Below are 16,855 nucleotides of genomic sequence, written 5' to 3'. Positions count from 1 at the left end.
ACGATATCTATCATGTTTGTAAAAGCGATCGAGGAAGTTGGTGGTTATACGAAGGCATTGCACATGCTGCAGCGTGTTTGGGGAGCGAATCGTATCGTTCCGGGTTCGGCGACATTGTTTTTTGTGAATTCCGACGGCTGGGCTCTCACGTGCGCCCATGTCGCTAAGAATTTTATTGAAGGCACGAAGATCGCGGACAGATTTGAAGCGTTCAAAACCGAGCGGGCCGACATACCTGCCGACCGCAATCAAAAGAACGCGATAAATCAGCTCGAACGCAAATACGGCTTCAAGCCCGGTGAAGTCATCGAGCTGCACACACGCCTGATCGATTGCGTGGAAGGCAACCTGAATCTCGACATCAAAATACACGGCTCATTAGATCTCGCACTGCTTCATTTTCGCGGTGTTTCAAAGATCTTGTGCGACAATTTTCCGGTTTTCGGACGCGACAGCTCCGAGATGAAGCAAGGAATGTCCATCTGCCGGCTCGGTTTTCCGTTTCCGGAATTTTCAAATTATGGCTACAACGCTCTGACGGATTCGATCGGGTGGAACGATCAGGGCCAGGAATTCACCCCTCGTTTCCCGATCGACGGAATGCTGACCCGCCATGTTGCCGATACGTCAGGAAAAATCATCGCATTTGAACTCAGTACGCCGGGCATTCGTGGACAAAGCGGCGGGCCCGCGTTCGGCACAGACGGACGCGTTTGGGGAATGCAGTCGCTGACACGGCATCTCGATCTGGATTTCGATGTGGATGTCGAGCTGCAGCGAGGCACAAAGGTAAAGCGAGTTCAGGATAGCGCCTTCCTTCACGTCGGAGGTTGTATACACCTCGACCCCATAAAGGAGTTTATGAGAGAACACGACGTAAAGTTCAAGGAAGGCTAGACTTAGGTTCGCACCTTAGAAAGCAGAAAAACGCCAAGGAATGTAAATATAAAAAGTGGCGACCACACCGAAAGGCCCGGCGAAAGCAGTCCATTCAGACCTATCTGCTCGAATGTCGTGCTTATCCCAGTAAACAAAAGCCACAACATGACCGCGTAACCCACGGTGGCCGCCTTGCCCGTCCGGCTAAGGCTGAGAGCAAACGGTGCGGTAAAGAGGGCCATAACCAGCGGGAGGAACAAAGTGGTGTACTTCTTCTGCAGGCCAACCGACAGATTTCGCCTTTCCACATCGGAATCCGCTGCGTCCAGCTGCCGCTTCAATTCAGGTGTATTCAGATGGTTCGGCTTTGCACGAAGCTCCGCAAACGGATTTACTGATTCTGCGATCTCAACATTGGAGAGGTAGAGCGTCGTTATCTTGCCATCTCGGAGATCATTCCTTTCAACCTCACCAATGAAACGGATCTTGCCATCCACCCACTCGGCCCCGTCAGAACGGTACACGGCTTGCAATCTTTCCCCGTTATCCGCAAATTCATAGATAATCAGGCCCTTCACACACGATGTCGTACAGCCAGGCACACGTTTATCGTTATCAGACGCGATATTCGAGGATAAAAGAATGACCGACGGAGAGATCATTCCAAATGATCCAAAAAAGCCATGATCAGCGTTTATCTGATGAATTGCTCTGTCCGGAGCGATCGGGATCGAATTTATCTTTTCGTGTAGATCAAGCGTATCGTCTTCGCCAATCACGAGCATTGCGTTATCAGACGCAGCCTTCACTGCGGCCGATTCCCTCTGCCAGTCGCCCACATCATTCAGAGAGTTGATGGCCACAGCCTTCGCTTTTACGTTATCAGACGCCGCCATTCGGGAGTTTACAGAACCATCGTAAACGAGCTGCCTATTATCAGACTCAGCCCTATTTAGTACCGCCTGCCCCGACGGTTTTGCGTTATCAGACGCGAATTCGAAGGAATAAATACGCTTGTCGTTGGCCACCCAGTACTTCCCCGGCGGAGCAACAGGAACGCCGCGGTTGCGTATCAGGATACGGGTCTCGTCCTGCCGCTGGTTTGAACCCGGCAGCAACTTTTCCTGAACCAGCCAGTTCCCTGCCCCAAGCAGCAGTGTTAAGAGAAAACAAGGAACCAGCAGCCGATAGACGCTTTGGCCCGCAGATGTCCACGTTACGATCTCGTTATTCCGCGATTTGATCACGTATGTCGCAAGGGTCGCTATCATCGCCGCCGATGGCGATATCTGCAGATAAACGAAGGGCAACAAGTAAAATAGATATTTACCGAGCAGATATGTCCCGCCATCGATCGTCCCTGCGAATTTCCAGAGTTCGAAGGCAGTGAATATCATGAAAATAGCCGACAAGAACAGCAGCGTGAACGAAAAATTCGTTACAAGATTCAGGATCAGGTCGAAGTCACGAAGCCCCGTTGTCAGATCCACGAAGATATTGCGAGTTTGAACGTGTTCGGGCCGTTTACGGAGCTTCTCAAGCCTTTCGATCAGCAAATCTACTGGGATACGAAGGACGTGGAGATTTCGCGAAAGACTGAGCCAGATGATCGCAGCCAGGCTGCCGGCAAAGGGTATCAGGCCGCTAACAAGCACGCTGATCGCACCAACCCTGGCCAACTGTTCTCCAAGGAAAGTAAGCAAATAGAACCCGACCAGGACCCCAAGGGCCACTGCGATCCCAAACCCACGCCCGCCGCGATTGAACCGCAGGACGATAACCGTTCCCAGCAGGCAAAAGATCAGAGGGGTCACCGAGAGGATTATGCGCCGCTGCCACAAGATCTGGGCCTCCGTCCTCTCACCCCCGTCTTTTGTCGTCGCATATTCCGAAAGCTGCTGAAGTCCTAATTCTTCCGGCCGAAGCTCTTGCAGGCTCAGCCTTTCAACGATCTCGCTTCGCTTCGTCTTGATAGCGAAGCGGACGTCGCTAATGTTTTCCGATACATACTTGCCGGCGCCGGGCTCGAGAGGCAGTGTTGAAACTGTTGCATTTTCGAGAACGAGTTCTGACTGCTGCCCCGTTGTATCGATCCGCCCATTCCTTGACGTTATCAGACGCAGACTCCGATTCACCGCATCTTCGTTATAAATAAAAATGTTCTTCCAGGTCCGCGTCTCGAGATCGCCGCCTTTGACATAGATCGTGTATCCATTGACCTCGGTGTTAAAAACACCGGGTTCGATAGGAGATTCAAGCTTTCTGATCGCAGTTTGCAGGGCAACGCTGCGAACCAGCGATGCGGCAAGCGGAACGCCCTCGAGGTTTACGAAGAACGCAAATCCCGACATTACAATGCCCAAAGCCACGATCGGCAGAGCTATCTGCAGATTGCCGACGCCGGCCGCCCGGATCGCGACGAGTTCGCTATCTCCCTGCATCTTTGTCAGCCCGATGATGGTTCCGACGAGCATCGCCATCGGGCAAGTAAAAGCGATAACATTCGGCACAAGGGCCACTGTCAATTGCCAGATAAGATTGGCCGGAATATTTACGCTGAAGAAGATATCCGTATAGCGACTAGCCTGTTGAACAAACAGAATTACACTCAGAAGCAGCCATGAAAAGACGAAATACGGGACGATCGTCGAAACAAGATACTTTGAAATTAGCCAGCCAACCTGCTTCATGTGTCCTTAAATACTGATCGCGAGCGAAGTTTCCCCCGTGACTTCCCTGCCGATCGATTGAGTAATCAGCTGCTTCATGATCGTTGAGAGATATCGAAGGGTTTCCTGCTTGTCGAGAGTGAATTCCGCAAAATCCACCGGCGACAAGCGACGGGCCGCCGCTGCGACGGCCCGGTCGTCGGAATTCAGCGTTCGTCCCGACGACGACCGCCGGCAATCCATACACTTTAAGTGCAGATCGCTCTGAAGACGGGTCTCATCGCCGTCAAGAAAAATACGCCCGCAGCCGTCGCATTTACTCCAGTCCGGCAGAAATCCGGAAAGCCGCAGCAGCCACAGCTCGAAGTATACGCCGATACCAGGCAAACTCGCCGGGTCATTTGCGGCGGTCTCGATACAGGCCTTGACCATTCGGTACAGCGTTTCGTTCGGGTCGTGCGGCGGTGAGAACGTGATCAGAATATCGCCTAAATATGAGAATTTCTGCAGGAAATCAGGATTGCTGGCAGCCCCAAAATTTGACTGAAGAAGATCGACCTTCTGCAATGCAACCAGTTCGGAGGTTTCCTTTTGAAAGTATTCGATCTTAACGATCGAGAACGGCTCGATACCGCTGCCGAACTTGCTCTTAAGGCGTTTTGCGCCCTTTGCAACGGCCCGGATCATACCGTGCTCCCGCGTTAAGAGTACAACGATCTTATCCGCCTCGGCCAGATTGTAACTCTTAATGACCAGACTCTCGGTCTCGACCAAAGGCATGCTTCAAATCTCTCCGACATTACATTTCTTCGTCCACAACAGGCGGAGAAGGAATTTACCAGGGGATAAAATAAAGGATCCAGGCAAGAGCAAGGCTCACCAGAACGAACTGGGCAAAGGATTTAACCCCGTAAATGATCCGATCTCTGGTCGTTCCGTTCGATAGAGCGGCAAAGGCAACAGAGACAAAAAGTGAAAAACCTACGAGATACAGAAAATGGATCATTTCTTCCTCCCGACAGCAATGTCGACAGCATCCATGGCAGCGAGATAGTTTATAAGCCCCGCGACCTCCAGGAATCGCCCTCCGTATTCGAACGTAGCTAGTGCGGCAACCTGCGGTGATGGCGTGCCCGCCATGATAAAGCTCACGAAAGCTCCAAGTCCGTTACCGAAACGTGCAAAGATGTTCAGGAGGTACAAGAGAGCGCCGTCCTTAAATTCAAAACCGGGGTAATGGGCACCGCCGCTCGCGATCGCGATCGCAAACATAAGCCAGACAACGCCGGCTATCAAGGCACCGCGGACGGGACGTCTTTGCAAAATATGGCCCACTCCGGGAAGGAACCAGGAAATGAGGCCGACTATCACAGGATTATTCATCTAATGTGTTGTCTGAAAGCACGTCTCGTAAAGATCGTGTTTCACTTTATTATTTACCTTCTATTCTTTCTATTGATGATACTTAGCAAGGGCACTTAAGGAATAACATTAATTAAATAACCTGCCCTACCGTCTAAGAAACATACGTAAAGACCATACGATTAGTTTACAACCATTCTTTCCCTGCACCGCGTGAGAAACAATTCAAATATCTCTCTTGAAAGCCGGTCGTTCGAAAACGTGATCTCAGGATGCCATTGAACTCCGAGGACGAATCGATCCGGTCTTGTGTCCTCGATGCACTCGATCACGCCGTCTGACGCCCAGGCGACTGCTCTTAGATTTTCTCCGACCCGATTTACTGCCTGATGATGTGAACTGTTTACCCTGACCGGGCCATTCGCATTCCGAACGGCTTCTAGGCTCGCAAGAGTGCTCGTTTCATCTATCTTTACCCCGTGCGAAGGGCGGTCGTACGGCTTTCCCTGATCGTGTCGGATATTACCATCGACAAGCGAATCGATATCCTGTATCAGGCTGCCGCCGCGGGCGACATTTAACGCCTGCATGCCAAAACAAATGCCAAAAAGGGGAAAATTAAGCCTCTCGGCCTCATCAAGGACCAAGCGGTCGGTTTCATCCTTCTCAGGAATGACGGTCCCTAGTTTCGGATGCGGCTCTTCGCCGTAATATGCCGGATCGGTATCCGTGTTGCTTCCCGGCAGCAAAATTCCGTCAAGTCCCGCGAGTGCGTCGGCTACATAATCCTTTTTCGGTATCAGCCCCATGTGAACCGGAACACCGCCGCAGGCTTCAACCGCCTCGCTGTAATCGCGGCCAAGATAGAAACGACGCGTTTCCATCTCAAGCCGCATCGTAATGCCGATCCTCGGACGCTTTCTCATAAAACCCTTTAATGTTCAGATAATTACGAAGTTTTGTAAAGTTTGCAGAGTTGCAGAGTTGCAGAGTTTGAATATTGAAGAGGCTTCACCAACTCTGTCTACTCCGTAACTCTGCAACTCTCTAAACTCGATAAACTCTCCAGTTCGTCAGAGTTTGAGCATTTGAAATGAAACCCTTATGATTGAAGGCAATGGAAGACAGCTATTTGAGCCAAAGAATTAGGTCAACGACCGTGCTGCTCGTGACACGTGACGGACATACTGCGATGGCGGGCGACGGCCAGGTTACGCTTGGCGATACCGTGATCAAGGGCTCCGCACGAAAGGTCCGCCGGATATCGAACGGCAAGATCCTCGCGGGTTTTGCGGGTTCTACGGCTGACGCATTCTCGCTGCTGACGCGTTTTGAGACAAAACTTGAGCAGTTTCAGGGCCAGCTTGAACGTGCCGCGATCGAGCTGAGCAAGGACTGGCGAACCGACAAATACCTGCGAAATCTGGAAGCTCTGCTCGTCGTTGCAGATGGAAAGGACGCGTTTCTCATCTCCGGCAAAGGCGATGTCATTTCATCGGACGATGGGCTACTGTCGGTCGGTTCCGGCAGCATGTATGCTCTCGCGGCCGCCCGGGCACTGATGAAACACACCCAGCTTTCGGCGAAGGAGATCGCCGAAGAAGCTCTTCGAATCGCAGGCGAGATCTGTATCTACACAAATTCTGACGTTATGGTCGAAGAGATCTAAGGCCCAACCCCGGCTCGCAAGCTAACGCTTCATCATTACTGAAATGGCTATTTACTTAGGCGGAGAAACGCCACCAGCAAAACCAAACCTTGACGACCTCACGCCGCGGCAGATCGTCGCGGAGCTGGACAAATATGTCGTGGGTCAAAATGCTGCGAAAAAGGCGGTAGCGGTTGCTCTGCGTAATCGGATTCGCCGTCAGAAGCTGCCAGCCGAGCTCGCTGAAGACGTTTTGCCGAAGAATATTCTGATGATCGGCTCGACCGGCGTCGGTAAAACTGAGATCGCAAGGCGTCTTGCTCGCCTGGCGAATTCCCCGTTCATTAAGATCGAGGCGTCGAAATTCACCGAGGTTGGTTACGTCGGCCGCGATGTCGAGAGTATGGTCCGCGAATTGGCCGATGTCGGCGTCGATATGGCGAAACAGGCGGCGTTCGAAGAAGTTTTGCCGCGAGCTGAGCAAAACGTAGAGGAAAAGCTGCTCGACATTTTGCTCCCGCCGTCGGATTTTCATTATCAGACGCAGGACGATGACGAACGGGCGGCGGAACGCGAGGATCACGACAATTCGGTTTCCCGAACCCGCGAAAAGCTTCGCGAACAGCTCCGTCGCGGCGACCTGGACGAACGCCTGATCGACATTGAAACGACGGACCGATCGAACGCGACGATCGATTTTATCGGCGGCCAGGGTATGGAGGAAATGGGCGTCAACCTTCGCGATATGATGGGAAACATGTTCCCTTCCAAAACCGTTACGCGAAAGCTCACCATCGCCGAAGCTCGTGCTTATATGATCCGCGACGAGCAGGAAGGCCTTGTCGACATGGAGCAGATCACCCGAAAGGCGATCGAACGAACACAGTCGGCGGGGATCATCTTTCTCGATGAACTCGACAAGGTCGCCGGCCGCGAATCGGGCGGCAATCCGGACGTCTCGCGTGAAGGCGTCCAACGCGATCTGCTGCCTATCGTCGAAGGTACGAACGTCAACACAAAACACGGCATGGTCAGCACCGACCATATTTTGTTCATCGCCGCAGGGGCGTTTCACGTTTCAAAACCATCTGATCTGATCCCTGAACTTCAGGGCCGTTTCCCGATCCGTGTCGAACTTGAATCGCTAACGATCGACGATCTTAAGCGGATTCTCGTGCAGCCGAAGAACTCGCTGATCAAGCAGTATCAGGCACTGCTCGAGACTGAAGGAATTACTTTAACTTTTACCGAAGATTCCATTGACCGGCTCGCCGAAATGGCTGAGGAGATCAATAAAACTACCGAAAACATTGGGGCACGAAGACTGCACACTCTCGTTGAGAAATTACTCGAAGAGATCAGTTTCCTCGGCAGCGAGCTTGAAGAAAAACATCAGGTCATCGATGCTGAGTATGTAGATGACCGCCTGAACAGCCTGATCGAAGACCGCGATCTGCGGCAATATATTTTGTAGATCGAAGAAATTTAGCCACAAAGACCACAGAGAATATCGGCCGGAAAACCCTGGGAATGATGAACGAACCCGCAACATTTGCTTCTAACAGTAAAAAGCCTTTCTCTGTGCCCTCTGCGGCTAAATTCTTCTTAGTTCTGTGTCTCGCGATCTCGCTTTCAGTCGCCTGCGGCAAACGCGGAGCTCCGGAGCCGCCGAAGGAACGCGTTCTGCAGCGTGTTGAGATCTCAGGTTATCAGCGTGGCAGTCAGGTCATTCTGTCCTGGCAGATGCCTGTTCGCAACGCCGTGAAGGGAAATACTCTCAATATCAGCCGTGCTGACATCTACCGCCTCGCCGAGCCGTCGAATGCTCCGCTTCAATTGTCGGAGGAAGAGTTTGCAAATCGAAGCACGCTGATCGCCGCGTTAGAGATCAAGGATACGGATTTTGGCTTGAAAACACTCACTTATCGCGACACGCTTCAGTTCGCCGGCCAGCCTGCACGGCTACGATACGCGATCAGATTTGTTAATGCTTCCGGCCAAAAGGCGGGATTTTCGAATTCTCTTCTCATCGAGCCTACTGCAAAGGTCGCAGCAGCACCGACGGTTCTCTCCGCTGAACCGACGCAGGACGCGATCAAGCTAAAATGGCAGGCTCCCTCGGCAAACGTTGATGGTTCGGTACCTGTGAGCCTGCTCGGATATTTTGTGTTCAGGTCCAATTCGGACAAAGAGATGGGCAAACCTCTCAATAAAACTCCGGTCACGGAAGCTGCCTTCAACGACGAATTTTTTGAGTTTGGAAAGGAATATTACTATTTTGTTCGTGCCGTCTCGGTCGGAACGCAGGCCGAACCGGTCGAAAGCGGCGAATCGAACGTTCTGAAATTCAAAGCGATCGACACCTTCGCTCCAACACCGCCATCAGCGATCACGCTTGCTGCGTCACCGACAACTATTTCGATCTTTTTTGCCGTAAACCCCGAGAAAGATGTGGTCGGGTACCGCATCTATCGCTCGACCGATAAAGATCTGGATAAAGTAAAATGGCAGCTTTTAACGACTGAATTACTGAAAACAAACACCTTCCAAGACACGAAGGTCGAAAGCGGGAAGATCTATTATTACTATCTGACGGCAACGGATAAATTCGGCAACGTAAGCGAAATGTCGGAAGTTGTCTCGGAAACGGTTCCATAAAACTAAATCTCGCTCGAACAAATATGAAGATCGCAATTGAGAAAACATTCGCCCCGTCCAAGATCGTCTGCGTGGGGCGCAACTACGCAGAACACGCTGCGGAATTGGGGAATGAGGTCCCGAAAGAGCCAATGCTATTCCTGAAAGCTCCTTCAGCGGTGGTATTTGACGGCGATGAAATTATCATTCCGCGCCAGTCAGATCAAGTTGAACATGAAGGTGAACTTGCAGTGGTTATCTCAAAGCACTGTAAAGACTTAAGTGATGATGCTAATGTAGAAGATTACATACTGGGCTTCACCTGTCTGAACGACGTTACCGCCCGCGATCTGCAGCGAAAGGATGGTCAGTTCGCACGTGCTAAATCATTCGACACGTTCTGCCCGATCGGCCCGCATATCGAACCGGAGCTTGATGTTTCGGACCTGCGAGTTCTGGTGCGGGTTAACGGAGTCTTAAAACAGGACGGGCGGACCTCGCAAATGGTCTTCCCCGTCGACTTTCTGGTACGATATATCTCAAACATGATGACGCTTAACCCTGGCGACGTGATCGCGACCGGAACTCCGTCCGGAGTCTCAAAAATGAACCCCGGGGACGTTTGCGAGGTCGAGATCGAGGGTATAGGCACTTTAACAAACACAGTTAGATAGTTTCGTTAAGCAAAAACGCGAATCAGCGAAACCAACGAACAGCGATCCACCATCAACACGAAACCAATGAAATTCTTTATAGACACAGCAAATTTAGACGAGATCAAAGAGGCGAATGAGCTTGGTTTGATCGACGGCGTTACGACGAATCCGAGCCTGGTCGCGAAAGAGGGCGACGTTGACTTTAAGGAACACATTGCCAAGATCTGTGCCCTCGTAAAAGGTGATGTTTCCGCCGAAGTAACTGCTCTCGACACCGCCGGAATGCTCGCGGAAGGCCGCGAACTGGCCAAGATCGCTTCGAATGTCGTCATCAAGGTGCCTCTTACACTTGATGGCTTGAAAGCGTGCCGCACCTTCCGGGCAGAAGGCACCAAGGTAAACGTGACCCTCTGCTTCTCTGCTGCCCAGGCCCTGCTTGCAGCTAAAGCCGGAGCATCTTACATCTCACCGTTTATAGGACGGCTCGATGATATCGGTCAGAACGGGATGCAGTTGATCGAAGAAATTGTCCAGATCTATGCAAATTATCAGTTCGATACTGAGGTCTTGGCCGCGTCGATCCGGCATCCGATGCATATTGTGGATTGTGCTTTGGCAGGAGCCGACGTTGCGACGATCCCGTTCAAGGTGATCACGCAGCTCGTCAAGCATCCACTGACCGATAAAGGCCTCGAAGGCTTCCTGTCGGACTGGAAGAAGAGCGGACGAAGCTAGGCCGTAAAGTTAATAACTGAAAGTTGGAAGTTAACAGAAAGACCGGCGGAACTTCCCGCCGGTCTTTTGATTTCAGCGTTGATCATTATCAGACGCCCCGAGAAGAGTTTTCAGCTCGGAATGAAGTCCCGCCGAATCAGGATCTCGCTGGATCGCGATCTGATATTTCGCCTTAAAATACTCATCGTGTTCCTTCATTTCGACCAGTTCGGTTACCTTCACGAGGTTAGCCTCGATCATCCCCACCTCAATCCCGTCCTTCTGGGCGAACAGCTCGTCGATCTCGACTATAAGCATTGAGAATTTCCGCAGCCATGAGAAGTCCTCGTCCTCGAGCAGCAGGCTTAAGAATTGTGTCGGCTTAAGCGGCCCGTGGATTCCTTCATACAATTCCCGTTCGCGATCGAGCATCGATTTATGCAGCTTAAGCAGCAAATTGCGTGCATTTTTGAGCTTTTCTTTGTTTTCCATAAAATATACTTAGCCTACTTTCATTATATACCATACCGTGCTAACTTTTACTTATTAGCACGCTAACCATTTATCATTAGCCTGCTAATTATTTATACATAGCACAGTAACATTCTTTTGTTAGACTGCTAACGGCTTTTCGTTAGGCCGCTAATTCCCGCTTAAACTATTGTAAATAGAGGTGCTTATCATGCCAGAGGCGATCATTTTCGAGGAAACCGTCAGCTACCATTTAGCCAAGGTCGCGACCGCATTCCGTAACAGCATCGAGCAGCATATGGCTAGTGCCGACCTTCACAGCGGCCAGGTTTTTGTAATGATCGAATTGTGGCGCCAGGACGGCATGAAACAGATCGAACTCGCAGAGCAGTTGAACGTAAAAGCTCCAACGCTTAGCAACATGATCCGCGGCTTGGAAAAAATAAATCTGGTTCGTACCAAAAAACACTCTAAGGACGGCCGGGCGATGACCGTACACCTTACTGCCCGCGGGAAGACTATCCGCGAAGATGTAGAAAAAAGTTGGATAGAAGTCGAAGCTGAGTGCGTCGCGGGCCTTTCGGTGAGCGATCGCTTCGTACTATTTGAGGTATTAAAAAAGCTTCGCGGAACGTACACCGGCCAAAAAGTCGAAGAGGAAGATTAACATGGGTGTAAGATATAGGTGATAGCTTTTACATAGAGCTAATAGCTCAGGAGGCATTCCATGAAAGTAATCATAGCCACAGACGGCACAAAATACGGCGACGCGGCTGGCGAGATGGCCGCTAAATTTAACCTCGGCGAAGGCGATTCGGTCACAGTGATCAGCGTTGTTGATATGGCAGTACCGCTGGTCACCGATATCTACGGCGGTTATTTACCTGATACGAGCGAACTCGAAAAATATGCAAAGGACAACGCAGCCGCGGTTGTCGAGACCACTAAAACGAAACTCGCGGCGGCTTTTGATGGCAAAAAGGTCGATATTTCCGGCGAGGTTCTGTTCGGATCGCCGGGAAGCCGTATCGTTGAGACCGCTGAGCAGATCGGTGCTGACCTTATAATCATAGGCTCGCACGGCTACAGGCGATGGGAGCGCATCCTGCTTGGGTCAGTTTCTAGTTCGGTGGTTCATCACGCGCCTTGTTCGGTCCTGGTTGTTAGACTGCCTGCCGAATGAGCCTGAAAGCCGCTCAGCAGGTCACCATAAATTCACGCAAATTCGACGGCACGATCCGGCGAAGTTGGAACTGTGAGCTGATCGAGGCTGACGCGGATTCCATTGTTTTCGTCAGGGTATTCGATATTGACGTGTCGCATCCCGACCTTGGCGAGATCAGCCGCGGAACTATTTCCTACGAATTTTACTGGCTCGATCGCTGGTATAACATCTTTTGCTTCCACGAACCCGACGGCTCGTTTCGCAATTATTACTGCAATATCAACATGCCGCCCGCTTTTGCCGGCTCCGTTCTCGATTATGTCGATCTCGATATCGACGTTGTCGTCTGGCCGGACGGCAGTTTTCAAATCCTCGACGAAGCCGAATATGAGCAGCACGCCGTTCAATATTCCTATCCCGAAGCCGTAAAAATAACGCTGCTTCGGCACTCGCTGAGTACTCGATCTGATCCGCTCTCAACAGCTCCCGACAAATAGCATCCATCGCGACTGATCTGCGGAGAATGTCCACGTCGGTTCAAACGCTGAATGAACGGCTGCAAAAATTTGTCGATAAATTTGAAAAACTTGGCGGGCTAAGCTTCACGGAAAAGCAGCTCGAATTGGTGCTTGGAATGGAATTGCTAGTCCGCGCGGAGCAGCTGATCGCAACCCATCAAAAAACGCAGATCGAACTTACAGAGAAGCTGAACGAAACACGGGGAAAGTTGGCCCAGGTCGATGTCGACCTCAGGCCGCGAACGATCGACCGCAGTGTTGCATTAGTTGGAACTACGGAAACCGAAGAGCTGCGTGATAACCGCCGGCAAAAACTCTCCGCCCAACGGCAAAGCCTAAGCCAACTGATGTCACAGATCCAGGATGGCCTGACGGAAAATAATGAAAAGCTTCGAACGGCTACGATTCTCGCGAATAACCTCAGACGGCAATATCTGCCGATGATCGACCGCGAAATGTTCCGCCAGTAAGAACGATTAGTGCGGCTGGATGCGGAGCATGTAACTGCAAATATTTAACGGAACGCCGACATTCACCGTTACGCGTTGGCCCGCCGGTAGCTCGTAGTTATTTATCGCTGCCGGATTTTTCCCTTCGTTTACAGCCCAAAAATTCCCTGCTCCGTCGGTTACCAGCATCAGGTGCCGGCGGCTGATCTCGACATCACCGACGAGCGGAATATCAACCGGCTTTGATTTCGAACCGCGGCCGATCGCGATCTCTTTCTGATAGATAGGCACAACGTTTTGCCTGACGCCGCCTCGCCAGATCTCCAGCTTGTAAAGCTCGACCGCACGCGATTTCACGGCGGTCATATCCTCGGGCTCGTCGGTCTGCAGCGGAACGGCCTGCTGAATGGGTGCATTCTGAAACGACGCCGGCGGCGGAGCCTGATACGGCGGGGGCTGAAATCCCGTTGCCGGAGCGAAATTCGGGATGGTCTGCGATATCGGAGCGTTTTGAGTTGGTTCTAACGCCGGAATTCCCTTCGGCCTGACCAGAACTCCCGTCTTGTTGCCGCTCGAATCTTCCCAGCTATGCTGCACACGGATCTCACCTTTTTCGAGCGTACCGTCGATGCGCAGCTCGATGACGAACGAACGAGTTTCCAGTTTCTTCTTGCCGCTATCTCTTTCGCCCGTTCGGCGAGAATATGGTAAAGCCCTTGTACCAGGCCTTTTCGTTTGGCTCCCTGCCATTCTTTGTCATCGTCGCTGCTGAGAAAAATGGCGTATTCGCTCGGGATGATGGTCGTACCCTGCGGCAGCGGGACCATCTCGTTCTGCATTACGGATTCGACCTCGCGGGCGATCTTGACGATGAATGCCTCGGCCTTAGAACGCGGCTTGACCTGCGCGTCTCGAGCGGCCTGTTCCAAAACAAGCTCCGCCGTCTCACCATCGATCCAACGCCTGACTTTATCTAAAATGCTCATAAATCTTTGTTGATCGTGGATGGCAGATCGTTGACCGTTGTCAACAAGGTACCATCAACCATCAACCATCAACCATTACCTAATCCACATCCACATACTTACCATTCAGCCATCCGCTTGATATTTTGCTGCGTCGGCAGGTCTCGGCCTTGTTGGACGACATCAACTTGATACCAATTATTCTGCGAATTTACAATCTTGACCTTCGAATTTTTGGTCACGAGTCCGATCGGATCATTGTCGGTGTTTGGCGATGGAAGCAGATAAATGTCCGTGCTGGCTACGCCGGTCTTAGAATTGAACGAGCTCGAAAGGCCGGGAAAATATTGTGGCTTCGGATGTAACTCGCCGTCCCATACAAGATACCGGTGAACGCTCCAACAACCACGAGGAAAGCGGTCAACCGCCGCTTCAACCGGCGTTTCTTTTTCGCGGGCCTCGCTTCGGCAACCGTGACGGCGACATCGGGCTCCATCGCCATTGTCGCTTTCACTGCCGGCGGCGGATAAGACGGGCGGGTGTATAGCGGCTCGCGGCTCATCGACGAAGGGATATCCGCGATCGCCTCAAAGCTCGGCCGTTCCGGTGCGATCGGCGTGTAGCCGCGAAAAACGTGCGGCTGCGGCGTGTCTATCTGCGAAACGCATCATCGTGCTGTATTCGCCGTCCGCCGCGATCTGGCGAATTCCGGCGAGGTCGATCCAGAGGTCTTCGACGGACTGCTGTCGCTGGGCCGGATCGGTCGCTGTTGCTCGTTTTAGCACACGAACGAGTTCATCAGCCCATTCTTCATTCGCAACAGAAGCTGGAACCGAATCAATGCTCGCATTCGCAAACGAGCGCCGGTCAGCATCGTGTAGATCGTTTTCCGAGCGAATAAATATCGGCCGCTGGCGTGAGTTTTTTATCAAGTCCGTCGGTCTTCCCTGCCATCAGCGGGCTGTGTTCGGGCGGGCGTAGATGTTTGTGCCGACACGCGTTATCGGTGCGTCGGAAACATTTACGCGGGCGACGCCAAAATCGGCGATCTTCACGGTCGAAAGATCAGAAGTGAGCAACAGATTCTGCGGCTTGATGTCGCGATGGATGATCGAATTGCGATGTGCATGGCCGAGGCCCGCACAGACCTGCTCGATGTATTTCAAAGCCTGATCGAGGCCGAGTTTCTGCTTTCGCAAGAGCTTTTGCATGTCGCCGCCGGCGAGGTATTCGAGAACGAGGTAATGAAAAACGGTGCCGGCAGATCTCGGGCGGTGCCGTGGCCGATACGGCTGATGATATTCGGGTGGCGAACTCGGTCGAGAGCGATCGCTTCGTTCTGAAAGTTCTCGACGAGCGTGCGTTCCAGATCGGCGTCTAGATCATCCTGCAGAAAAACGTTGAGGGCCTTGATAACGACCGTCGAATGCGGCGATTGCGGCGAAGCCAGCGTGTCCCGCGCCAGAAAGATCTCAGCATAACTCCCACGCCCGAGCTGCTCCAGGACGTCGTATCTCTTATCGAGTCTGCAACTGTTTAGCGAAAGCTCTTTCATCGTAAAAAGGACAGCCGGGGCGGGGCAGACGTGTTCCTTAGACAGTGAATACGATATCACAAAGACAATGTTCGGTGAACAAATCGATCATTGCGAATTTCAGCCAATTCAGCTCGTTTCATCTGGCTTTATCGTGGTTCTTCGTGCAATGTAGTGGAGGATCGAAATAACCGAATGACCGAAGAACAAGCTGAAATATTGAGCAAAGTCCCCGAAGTTACCTTTGTCTTTTTGGATCATCAAGATCCTCGCCACGACGCTCGGCGAAACCGGCGGCGATGCGATGACGATGTCCTTTCTCGGCGAGACGACCGGCGAAGCCACGGGTTACGGATATCTGATCGGCACGGCGGTCTTTGGAGCCATTTTCCTCGCCGCCGTCGCTGTACAGATCGGCGTGAAGCGGTTTCATCCATTTCTTTATTGGCTGACGATCATCGCGACAACGACTGTCGGCACAACGCTCGCGGATTACGTGACGCGTTCGATCGGCATCGGTTATGCGGGCGGTTCGGCACTCTTGCTGGTTCTGCTGCTGGCATCGCTGTTCGTTTGGTACCGAACGCTCGGTTCGGTTTCCGTTAATACGGTGAACGAGCCAAAGGTCGAGATGTTCTATTGGGTGACGATCATGTTCTCGCAGACATTGGGAACGGCTCTCGGCGATTGGACGGCCGATGACGTCGGGCTCGATCTCGGCTACAGCGGAGCGGCGATCGTTTTCGGATCGATGCTCGCGATCATCGCGATCGCGTATTTTTGGAAGAGCATTCCACGCACGTTCCTTTTCTGGGCCGCGTTCATCATCACCCGCCCGCTCCGGCGCGGTCGTCGGAGATTTCCTCGACAAACCAACCGAAAACGGCGGCCTCGAACTCAGCCGCTACACCGCCTCCGCCGTCCTGCTCGGCCTGATCGTCCTCCTGATCCTCGTCTTCCCAGCCGCCCGGCGAAGAAGTTCATTAAGATCTCTCGCATACCCGCACGGCGGCGATGGCTTGCCTCGCAGGACAATTCGAACAACGAACATTTATGATGATGTTATGCAATTTGATCGCTGCCGCAATGGTCATACTTGCCGGGATCTGGTTGATCGGCTTGGCTACCGCCGCATTTGCTCGACCGGAACGGAGTGAAGCAGTTTCTCGACGCATTTGCCAGTTCTGC

The 16,855-nt window shown here is 52.2% G+C and carries 22 protein-coding genes and 1 pseudogene; 11 read left to right on the top strand and 12 right to left on the bottom strand.

Annotation, left to right across the window (positions count from 1 at the left end; translation table 11 throughout):
* Nucleotides 1-12: 12 nt before the first annotated feature.
* Nucleotides 13-897: a trypsin-like peptidase domain-containing protein gene (locus IPG22_20130; GenBank protein MBK6590594.1), complete on the top strand. Its 885-nt coding sequence runs from the start codon at nucleotides 13-15 to the stop codon at nucleotides 895-897.
* A gap of 2 nt (nucleotides 898-899) precedes the next feature.
* On the opposite strand, the gene IPG22_20125 is transcribed toward IPG22_20130, so the two are convergent.
* The 5 genes from IPG22_20125 to IPG22_20105 form a co-directional block, all read right to left on the bottom strand.
* Nucleotides 900-3,569, bottom strand: coding sequence for an LptF/LptG family permease (locus IPG22_20125; GenBank protein ID MBK6590593.1), 2,670 nt, complete (start codon nucleotides 3,567-3,569; stop codon nucleotides 900-902).
* A 6-nt stretch (nucleotides 3,570-3,575) separates the two neighbouring features.
* The gene (recO, locus tag IPG22_20120) at nucleotides 3,576-4,328 is read right to left on the bottom strand and encodes a DNA repair protein RecO (protein ID MBK6590592.1); all 753 of its coding nucleotides are present in this window, start codon (nucleotides 4,326-4,328) and stop codon (nucleotides 3,576-3,578) included.
* 55 nt (nucleotides 4,329-4,383) lie between these two features.
* The gene (locus IPG22_20115) at nucleotides 4,384-4,554 is read right to left on the bottom strand and encodes a hypothetical protein (protein MBK6590591.1); all 171 of its coding nucleotides are present in this window, start codon (nucleotides 4,552-4,554) and stop codon (nucleotides 4,384-4,386) included.
* A complete protein-coding gene (locus IPG22_20110) occupies nucleotides 4,551-4,931 on the bottom strand; it encodes a hypothetical protein (protein ID MBK6590590.1) in 381 nt (126 codons plus the stop codon). The genes IPG22_20115 and IPG22_20110 overlap by 4 nt, the downstream gene beginning before the upstream one ends.
* A 161-nt stretch (nucleotides 4,932-5,092) precedes the next feature.
* A complete protein-coding gene (locus IPG22_20105; GenBank protein MBK6590589.1) occupies nucleotides 5,093-5,836 on the bottom strand; it encodes a gamma-glutamyl-gamma-aminobutyrate hydrolase family protein in 744 nt (247 codons plus the stop codon).
* Between the two features lie 191 nt (nucleotides 5,837-6,027).
* Here IPG22_20105 and hslV point away from each other — a divergent pair, with 191 nt between their 5' ends.
* The 5 genes from hslV to fsa all read left to right on the top strand — a co-directional run bounded on the left by hslV (nucleotide 6,028) and on the right by fsa (nucleotide 10,586).
* The gene (gene hslV, locus IPG22_20100) at nucleotides 6,028-6,579 is read left to right on the top strand and encodes an ATP-dependent protease subunit HslV (GenBank protein MBK6590588.1); all 552 of its coding nucleotides are present in this window, start codon (nucleotides 6,028-6,030) and stop codon (nucleotides 6,577-6,579) included.
* Between the two features lie 43 nt (nucleotides 6,580-6,622).
* Nucleotides 6,623-8,032: an ATP-dependent protease ATPase subunit HslU gene (gene hslU / locus IPG22_20095; GenBank protein ID MBK6590587.1), complete on the top strand. Its 1,410-nt coding sequence runs from the start codon at nucleotides 6,623-6,625 to the stop codon at nucleotides 8,030-8,032.
* 56 nt (nucleotides 8,033-8,088) lie between these two features.
* A complete protein-coding gene (locus IPG22_20090; protein MBK6590586.1) occupies nucleotides 8,089-9,216 on the top strand; it encodes a hypothetical protein in 1,128 nt (375 codons plus the stop codon).
* Between the two features lie 23 nt (nucleotides 9,217-9,239).
* A complete protein-coding gene (locus IPG22_20085) occupies nucleotides 9,240-9,869 on the top strand; it encodes a fumarylacetoacetate hydrolase family protein (GenBank protein MBK6590585.1) in 630 nt (209 codons plus the stop codon).
* Between the two features lie 66 nt (nucleotides 9,870-9,935).
* On the top strand, nucleotides 9,936-10,586 hold the full coding sequence (fsa, locus tag IPG22_20080; protein ID MBK6590584.1) for a fructose-6-phosphate aldolase: 651 nt from the start codon (nucleotides 9,936-9,938) through the stop codon (nucleotides 10,584-10,586).
* 72 nt (nucleotides 10,587-10,658) lie between these two features.
* On the opposite strand, the gene IPG22_20075 is transcribed toward fsa, so the two are convergent.
* The gene (locus IPG22_20075; GenBank protein MBK6590583.1) at nucleotides 10,659-11,057 is read right to left on the bottom strand and encodes a hypothetical protein; all 399 of its coding nucleotides are present in this window, start codon (nucleotides 11,055-11,057) and stop codon (nucleotides 10,659-10,661) included.
* A gap of 190 nt (nucleotides 11,058-11,247) precedes the next feature.
* Between IPG22_20075 and IPG22_20070 the strand changes: the two genes are divergently transcribed.
* From IPG22_20070 to IPG22_20055, 4 genes are read left to right on the top strand one after another with little or no spacing between them, the layout of a single operon-like run.
* Nucleotides 11,248-11,703, top strand: a complete 456-nt coding sequence (locus tag IPG22_20070; protein MBK6590582.1) for a winged helix-turn-helix transcriptional regulator — start codon at nucleotides 11,248-11,250, stop codon at nucleotides 11,701-11,703.
* Between the two features lie 60 nt (nucleotides 11,704-11,763).
* Nucleotides 11,764-12,219 carry a universal stress protein gene (locus IPG22_20065; GenBank protein MBK6590581.1) on the top strand — a complete coding sequence of 152 codons (456 nt, stop codon included), beginning with the start codon at nucleotides 11,764-11,766 and terminating at the stop codon, nucleotides 12,217-12,219.
* Nucleotides 12,216-12,698: a DUF402 domain-containing protein gene (locus IPG22_20060; GenBank protein ID MBK6590580.1), complete on the top strand. Its 483-nt coding sequence runs from the start codon at nucleotides 12,216-12,218 to the stop codon at nucleotides 12,696-12,698. Before IPG22_20065 ends, IPG22_20060 begins: the two co-directional genes overlap by 4 nt.
* 26 nt (nucleotides 12,699-12,724) lie before the next feature.
* Nucleotides 12,725-13,189, top strand: a complete 465-nt coding sequence (locus IPG22_20055; protein MBK6590579.1) for a hypothetical protein — start codon at nucleotides 12,725-12,727, stop codon at nucleotides 13,187-13,189.
* A 6-nt stretch (nucleotides 13,190-13,195) separates the two neighbouring features.
* Here IPG22_20055 and IPG22_20050 read toward each other — a convergent pair whose 3' ends face one another.
* From IPG22_20050 to IPG22_20025, 6 genes are all read right to left on the bottom strand, one after another.
* The gene (locus IPG22_20050) at nucleotides 13,196-13,765 is read right to left on the bottom strand and encodes an FHA domain-containing protein (GenBank protein ID MBK6590578.1); all 570 of its coding nucleotides are present in this window, start codon (nucleotides 13,763-13,765) and stop codon (nucleotides 13,196-13,198) included.
* Nucleotides 13,690-14,154, bottom strand: a complete 465-nt coding sequence (locus IPG22_20045; protein MBK6590577.1) for a DUF3662 domain-containing protein — start codon at nucleotides 14,152-14,154, stop codon at nucleotides 13,690-13,692. The genes IPG22_20050 and IPG22_20045 overlap by 76 nt, the downstream gene beginning before the upstream one ends.
* A 280-nt stretch (nucleotides 14,155-14,434) precedes the next feature.
* On the bottom strand, nucleotides 14,435-14,695 hold the full coding sequence (locus IPG22_20040; protein ID MBK6590576.1) for a hypothetical protein: 261 nt from the start codon (nucleotides 14,693-14,695) through the stop codon (nucleotides 14,435-14,437).
* 25 nt (nucleotides 14,696-14,720) lie between these two features.
* Nucleotides 14,721-15,065 carry a hypothetical protein gene (locus IPG22_20035; GenBank protein MBK6590575.1) on the bottom strand — a complete coding sequence of 115 codons (345 nt, stop codon included), beginning with the start codon at nucleotides 15,063-15,065 and terminating at the stop codon, nucleotides 14,721-14,723.
* Between the two features lie 21 nt (nucleotides 15,066-15,086).
* The gene (locus tag IPG22_20030) at nucleotides 15,087-15,344 is read right to left on the bottom strand and encodes a protein kinase (protein MBK6590574.1); all 258 of its coding nucleotides are present in this window, start codon (nucleotides 15,342-15,344) and stop codon (nucleotides 15,087-15,089) included.
* Nucleotides 15,296-15,748 (bottom strand): hypothetical protein, encoded by a 453-nt coding sequence (locus tag IPG22_20025; GenBank protein ID MBK6590573.1) that lies wholly within the window; start codon nucleotides 15,746-15,748, stop codon nucleotides 15,296-15,298. Before IPG22_20025 ends, IPG22_20030 begins: the two co-directional genes overlap by 49 nt.
* Nucleotides 15,749-15,878: 130 nt before the next feature.
* Between IPG22_20025 and IPG22_20020 the strand changes: the two are divergent.
* Nucleotides 15,879-16,824, top strand: a pseudogene (locus IPG22_20020) (hypothetical protein).
* The last annotated feature ends 31 nt before the right edge of the window (nucleotides 16,825-16,855 follow it).

It is taken from the genome of Acidobacteriota bacterium (assembly GCA_016703965.1).
Taxonomy (GTDB): Bacteria; Acidobacteriota; Blastocatellia; order Pyrinomonadales; family Pyrinomonadaceae; genus OLB17.
Note: the sequence above shows the minus strand (reverse complement) of the source record. Positions and strands in the feature narration are given on the sequence as shown.

Excerpts from the sequence above, each read along its gene's own strand:
- IPG22_20130 (MBK6590594.1), top strand. The coding sequence starts at position 13 with ATGTTTGTAAAAGCGATCGAGGAAGTTGGTGGTTATACGAAGGCATTG.
- IPG22_20125 (MBK6590593.1), bottom strand. The coding sequence starts at position 3,569 with ATGAAGCAGGTTGGCTGGCTAATTTCAAAGTATCTTGTTTCGACGATC.
- recO (MBK6590592.1), bottom strand. The coding sequence starts at position 4,328 with ATGCCTTTGGTCGAGACCGAGAGTCTGGTCATTAAGAGTTACAATCTG.
- IPG22_20115 (MBK6590591.1), bottom strand. The coding sequence starts at position 4,554 with ATGATCCATTTTCTGTATCTCGTAGGTTTTTCACTTTTTGTCTCTGTT.
- IPG22_20110 (MBK6590590.1), bottom strand. The coding sequence starts at position 4,931 with ATGAATAATCCTGTGATAGTCGGCCTCATTTCCTGGTTCCTTCCCGGA.
- IPG22_20105 (MBK6590589.1), bottom strand. The coding sequence starts at position 5,836 with ATGAGAAAGCGTCCGAGGATCGGCATTACGATGCGGCTTGAGATGGAA.
- hslV (MBK6590588.1), top strand. The coding sequence starts at position 6,028 with ATGGAAGACAGCTATTTGAGCCAAAGAATTAGGTCAACGACCGTGCTG.
- hslU (MBK6590587.1), top strand. The coding sequence starts at position 6,623 with ATGGCTATTTACTTAGGCGGAGAAACGCCACCAGCAAAACCAAACCTT.
- IPG22_20090 (MBK6590586.1), top strand. The coding sequence starts at position 8,089 with ATGATGAACGAACCCGCAACATTTGCTTCTAACAGTAAAAAGCCTTTC.
- IPG22_20085 (MBK6590585.1), top strand. The coding sequence starts at position 9,240 with ATGAAGATCGCAATTGAGAAAACATTCGCCCCGTCCAAGATCGTCTGC.
- fsa (MBK6590584.1), top strand. The coding sequence starts at position 9,936 with ATGAAATTCTTTATAGACACAGCAAATTTAGACGAGATCAAAGAGGCG.
- IPG22_20075 (MBK6590583.1), bottom strand. The coding sequence starts at position 11,057 with ATGGAAAACAAAGAAAAGCTCAAAAATGCACGCAATTTGCTGCTTAAG.
- IPG22_20070 (MBK6590582.1), top strand. The coding sequence starts at position 11,248 with ATGCCAGAGGCGATCATTTTCGAGGAAACCGTCAGCTACCATTTAGCC.
- IPG22_20065 (MBK6590581.1), top strand. The coding sequence starts at position 11,764 with ATGAAAGTAATCATAGCCACAGACGGCACAAAATACGGCGACGCGGCT.
- IPG22_20060 (MBK6590580.1), top strand. The coding sequence starts at position 12,216 with ATGAGCCTGAAAGCCGCTCAGCAGGTCACCATAAATTCACGCAAATTC.
- IPG22_20055 (MBK6590579.1), top strand. The coding sequence starts at position 12,725 with ATGTCCACGTCGGTTCAAACGCTGAATGAACGGCTGCAAAAATTTGTC.
- IPG22_20045 (MBK6590577.1), bottom strand. The coding sequence starts at position 14,154 with ATGAGCATTTTAGATAAAGTCAGGCGTTGGATCGATGGTGAGACGGCG.
- IPG22_20040 (MBK6590576.1), bottom strand. The coding sequence starts at position 14,695 with ATGAGCCGCGAGCCGCTATACACCCGCCCGTCTTATCCGCCGCCGGCA.
- IPG22_20030 (MBK6590574.1), bottom strand. The coding sequence starts at position 15,344 with ATGCAAAAGCTCTTGCGAAAGCAGAAACTCGGCCTCGATCAGGCTTTG.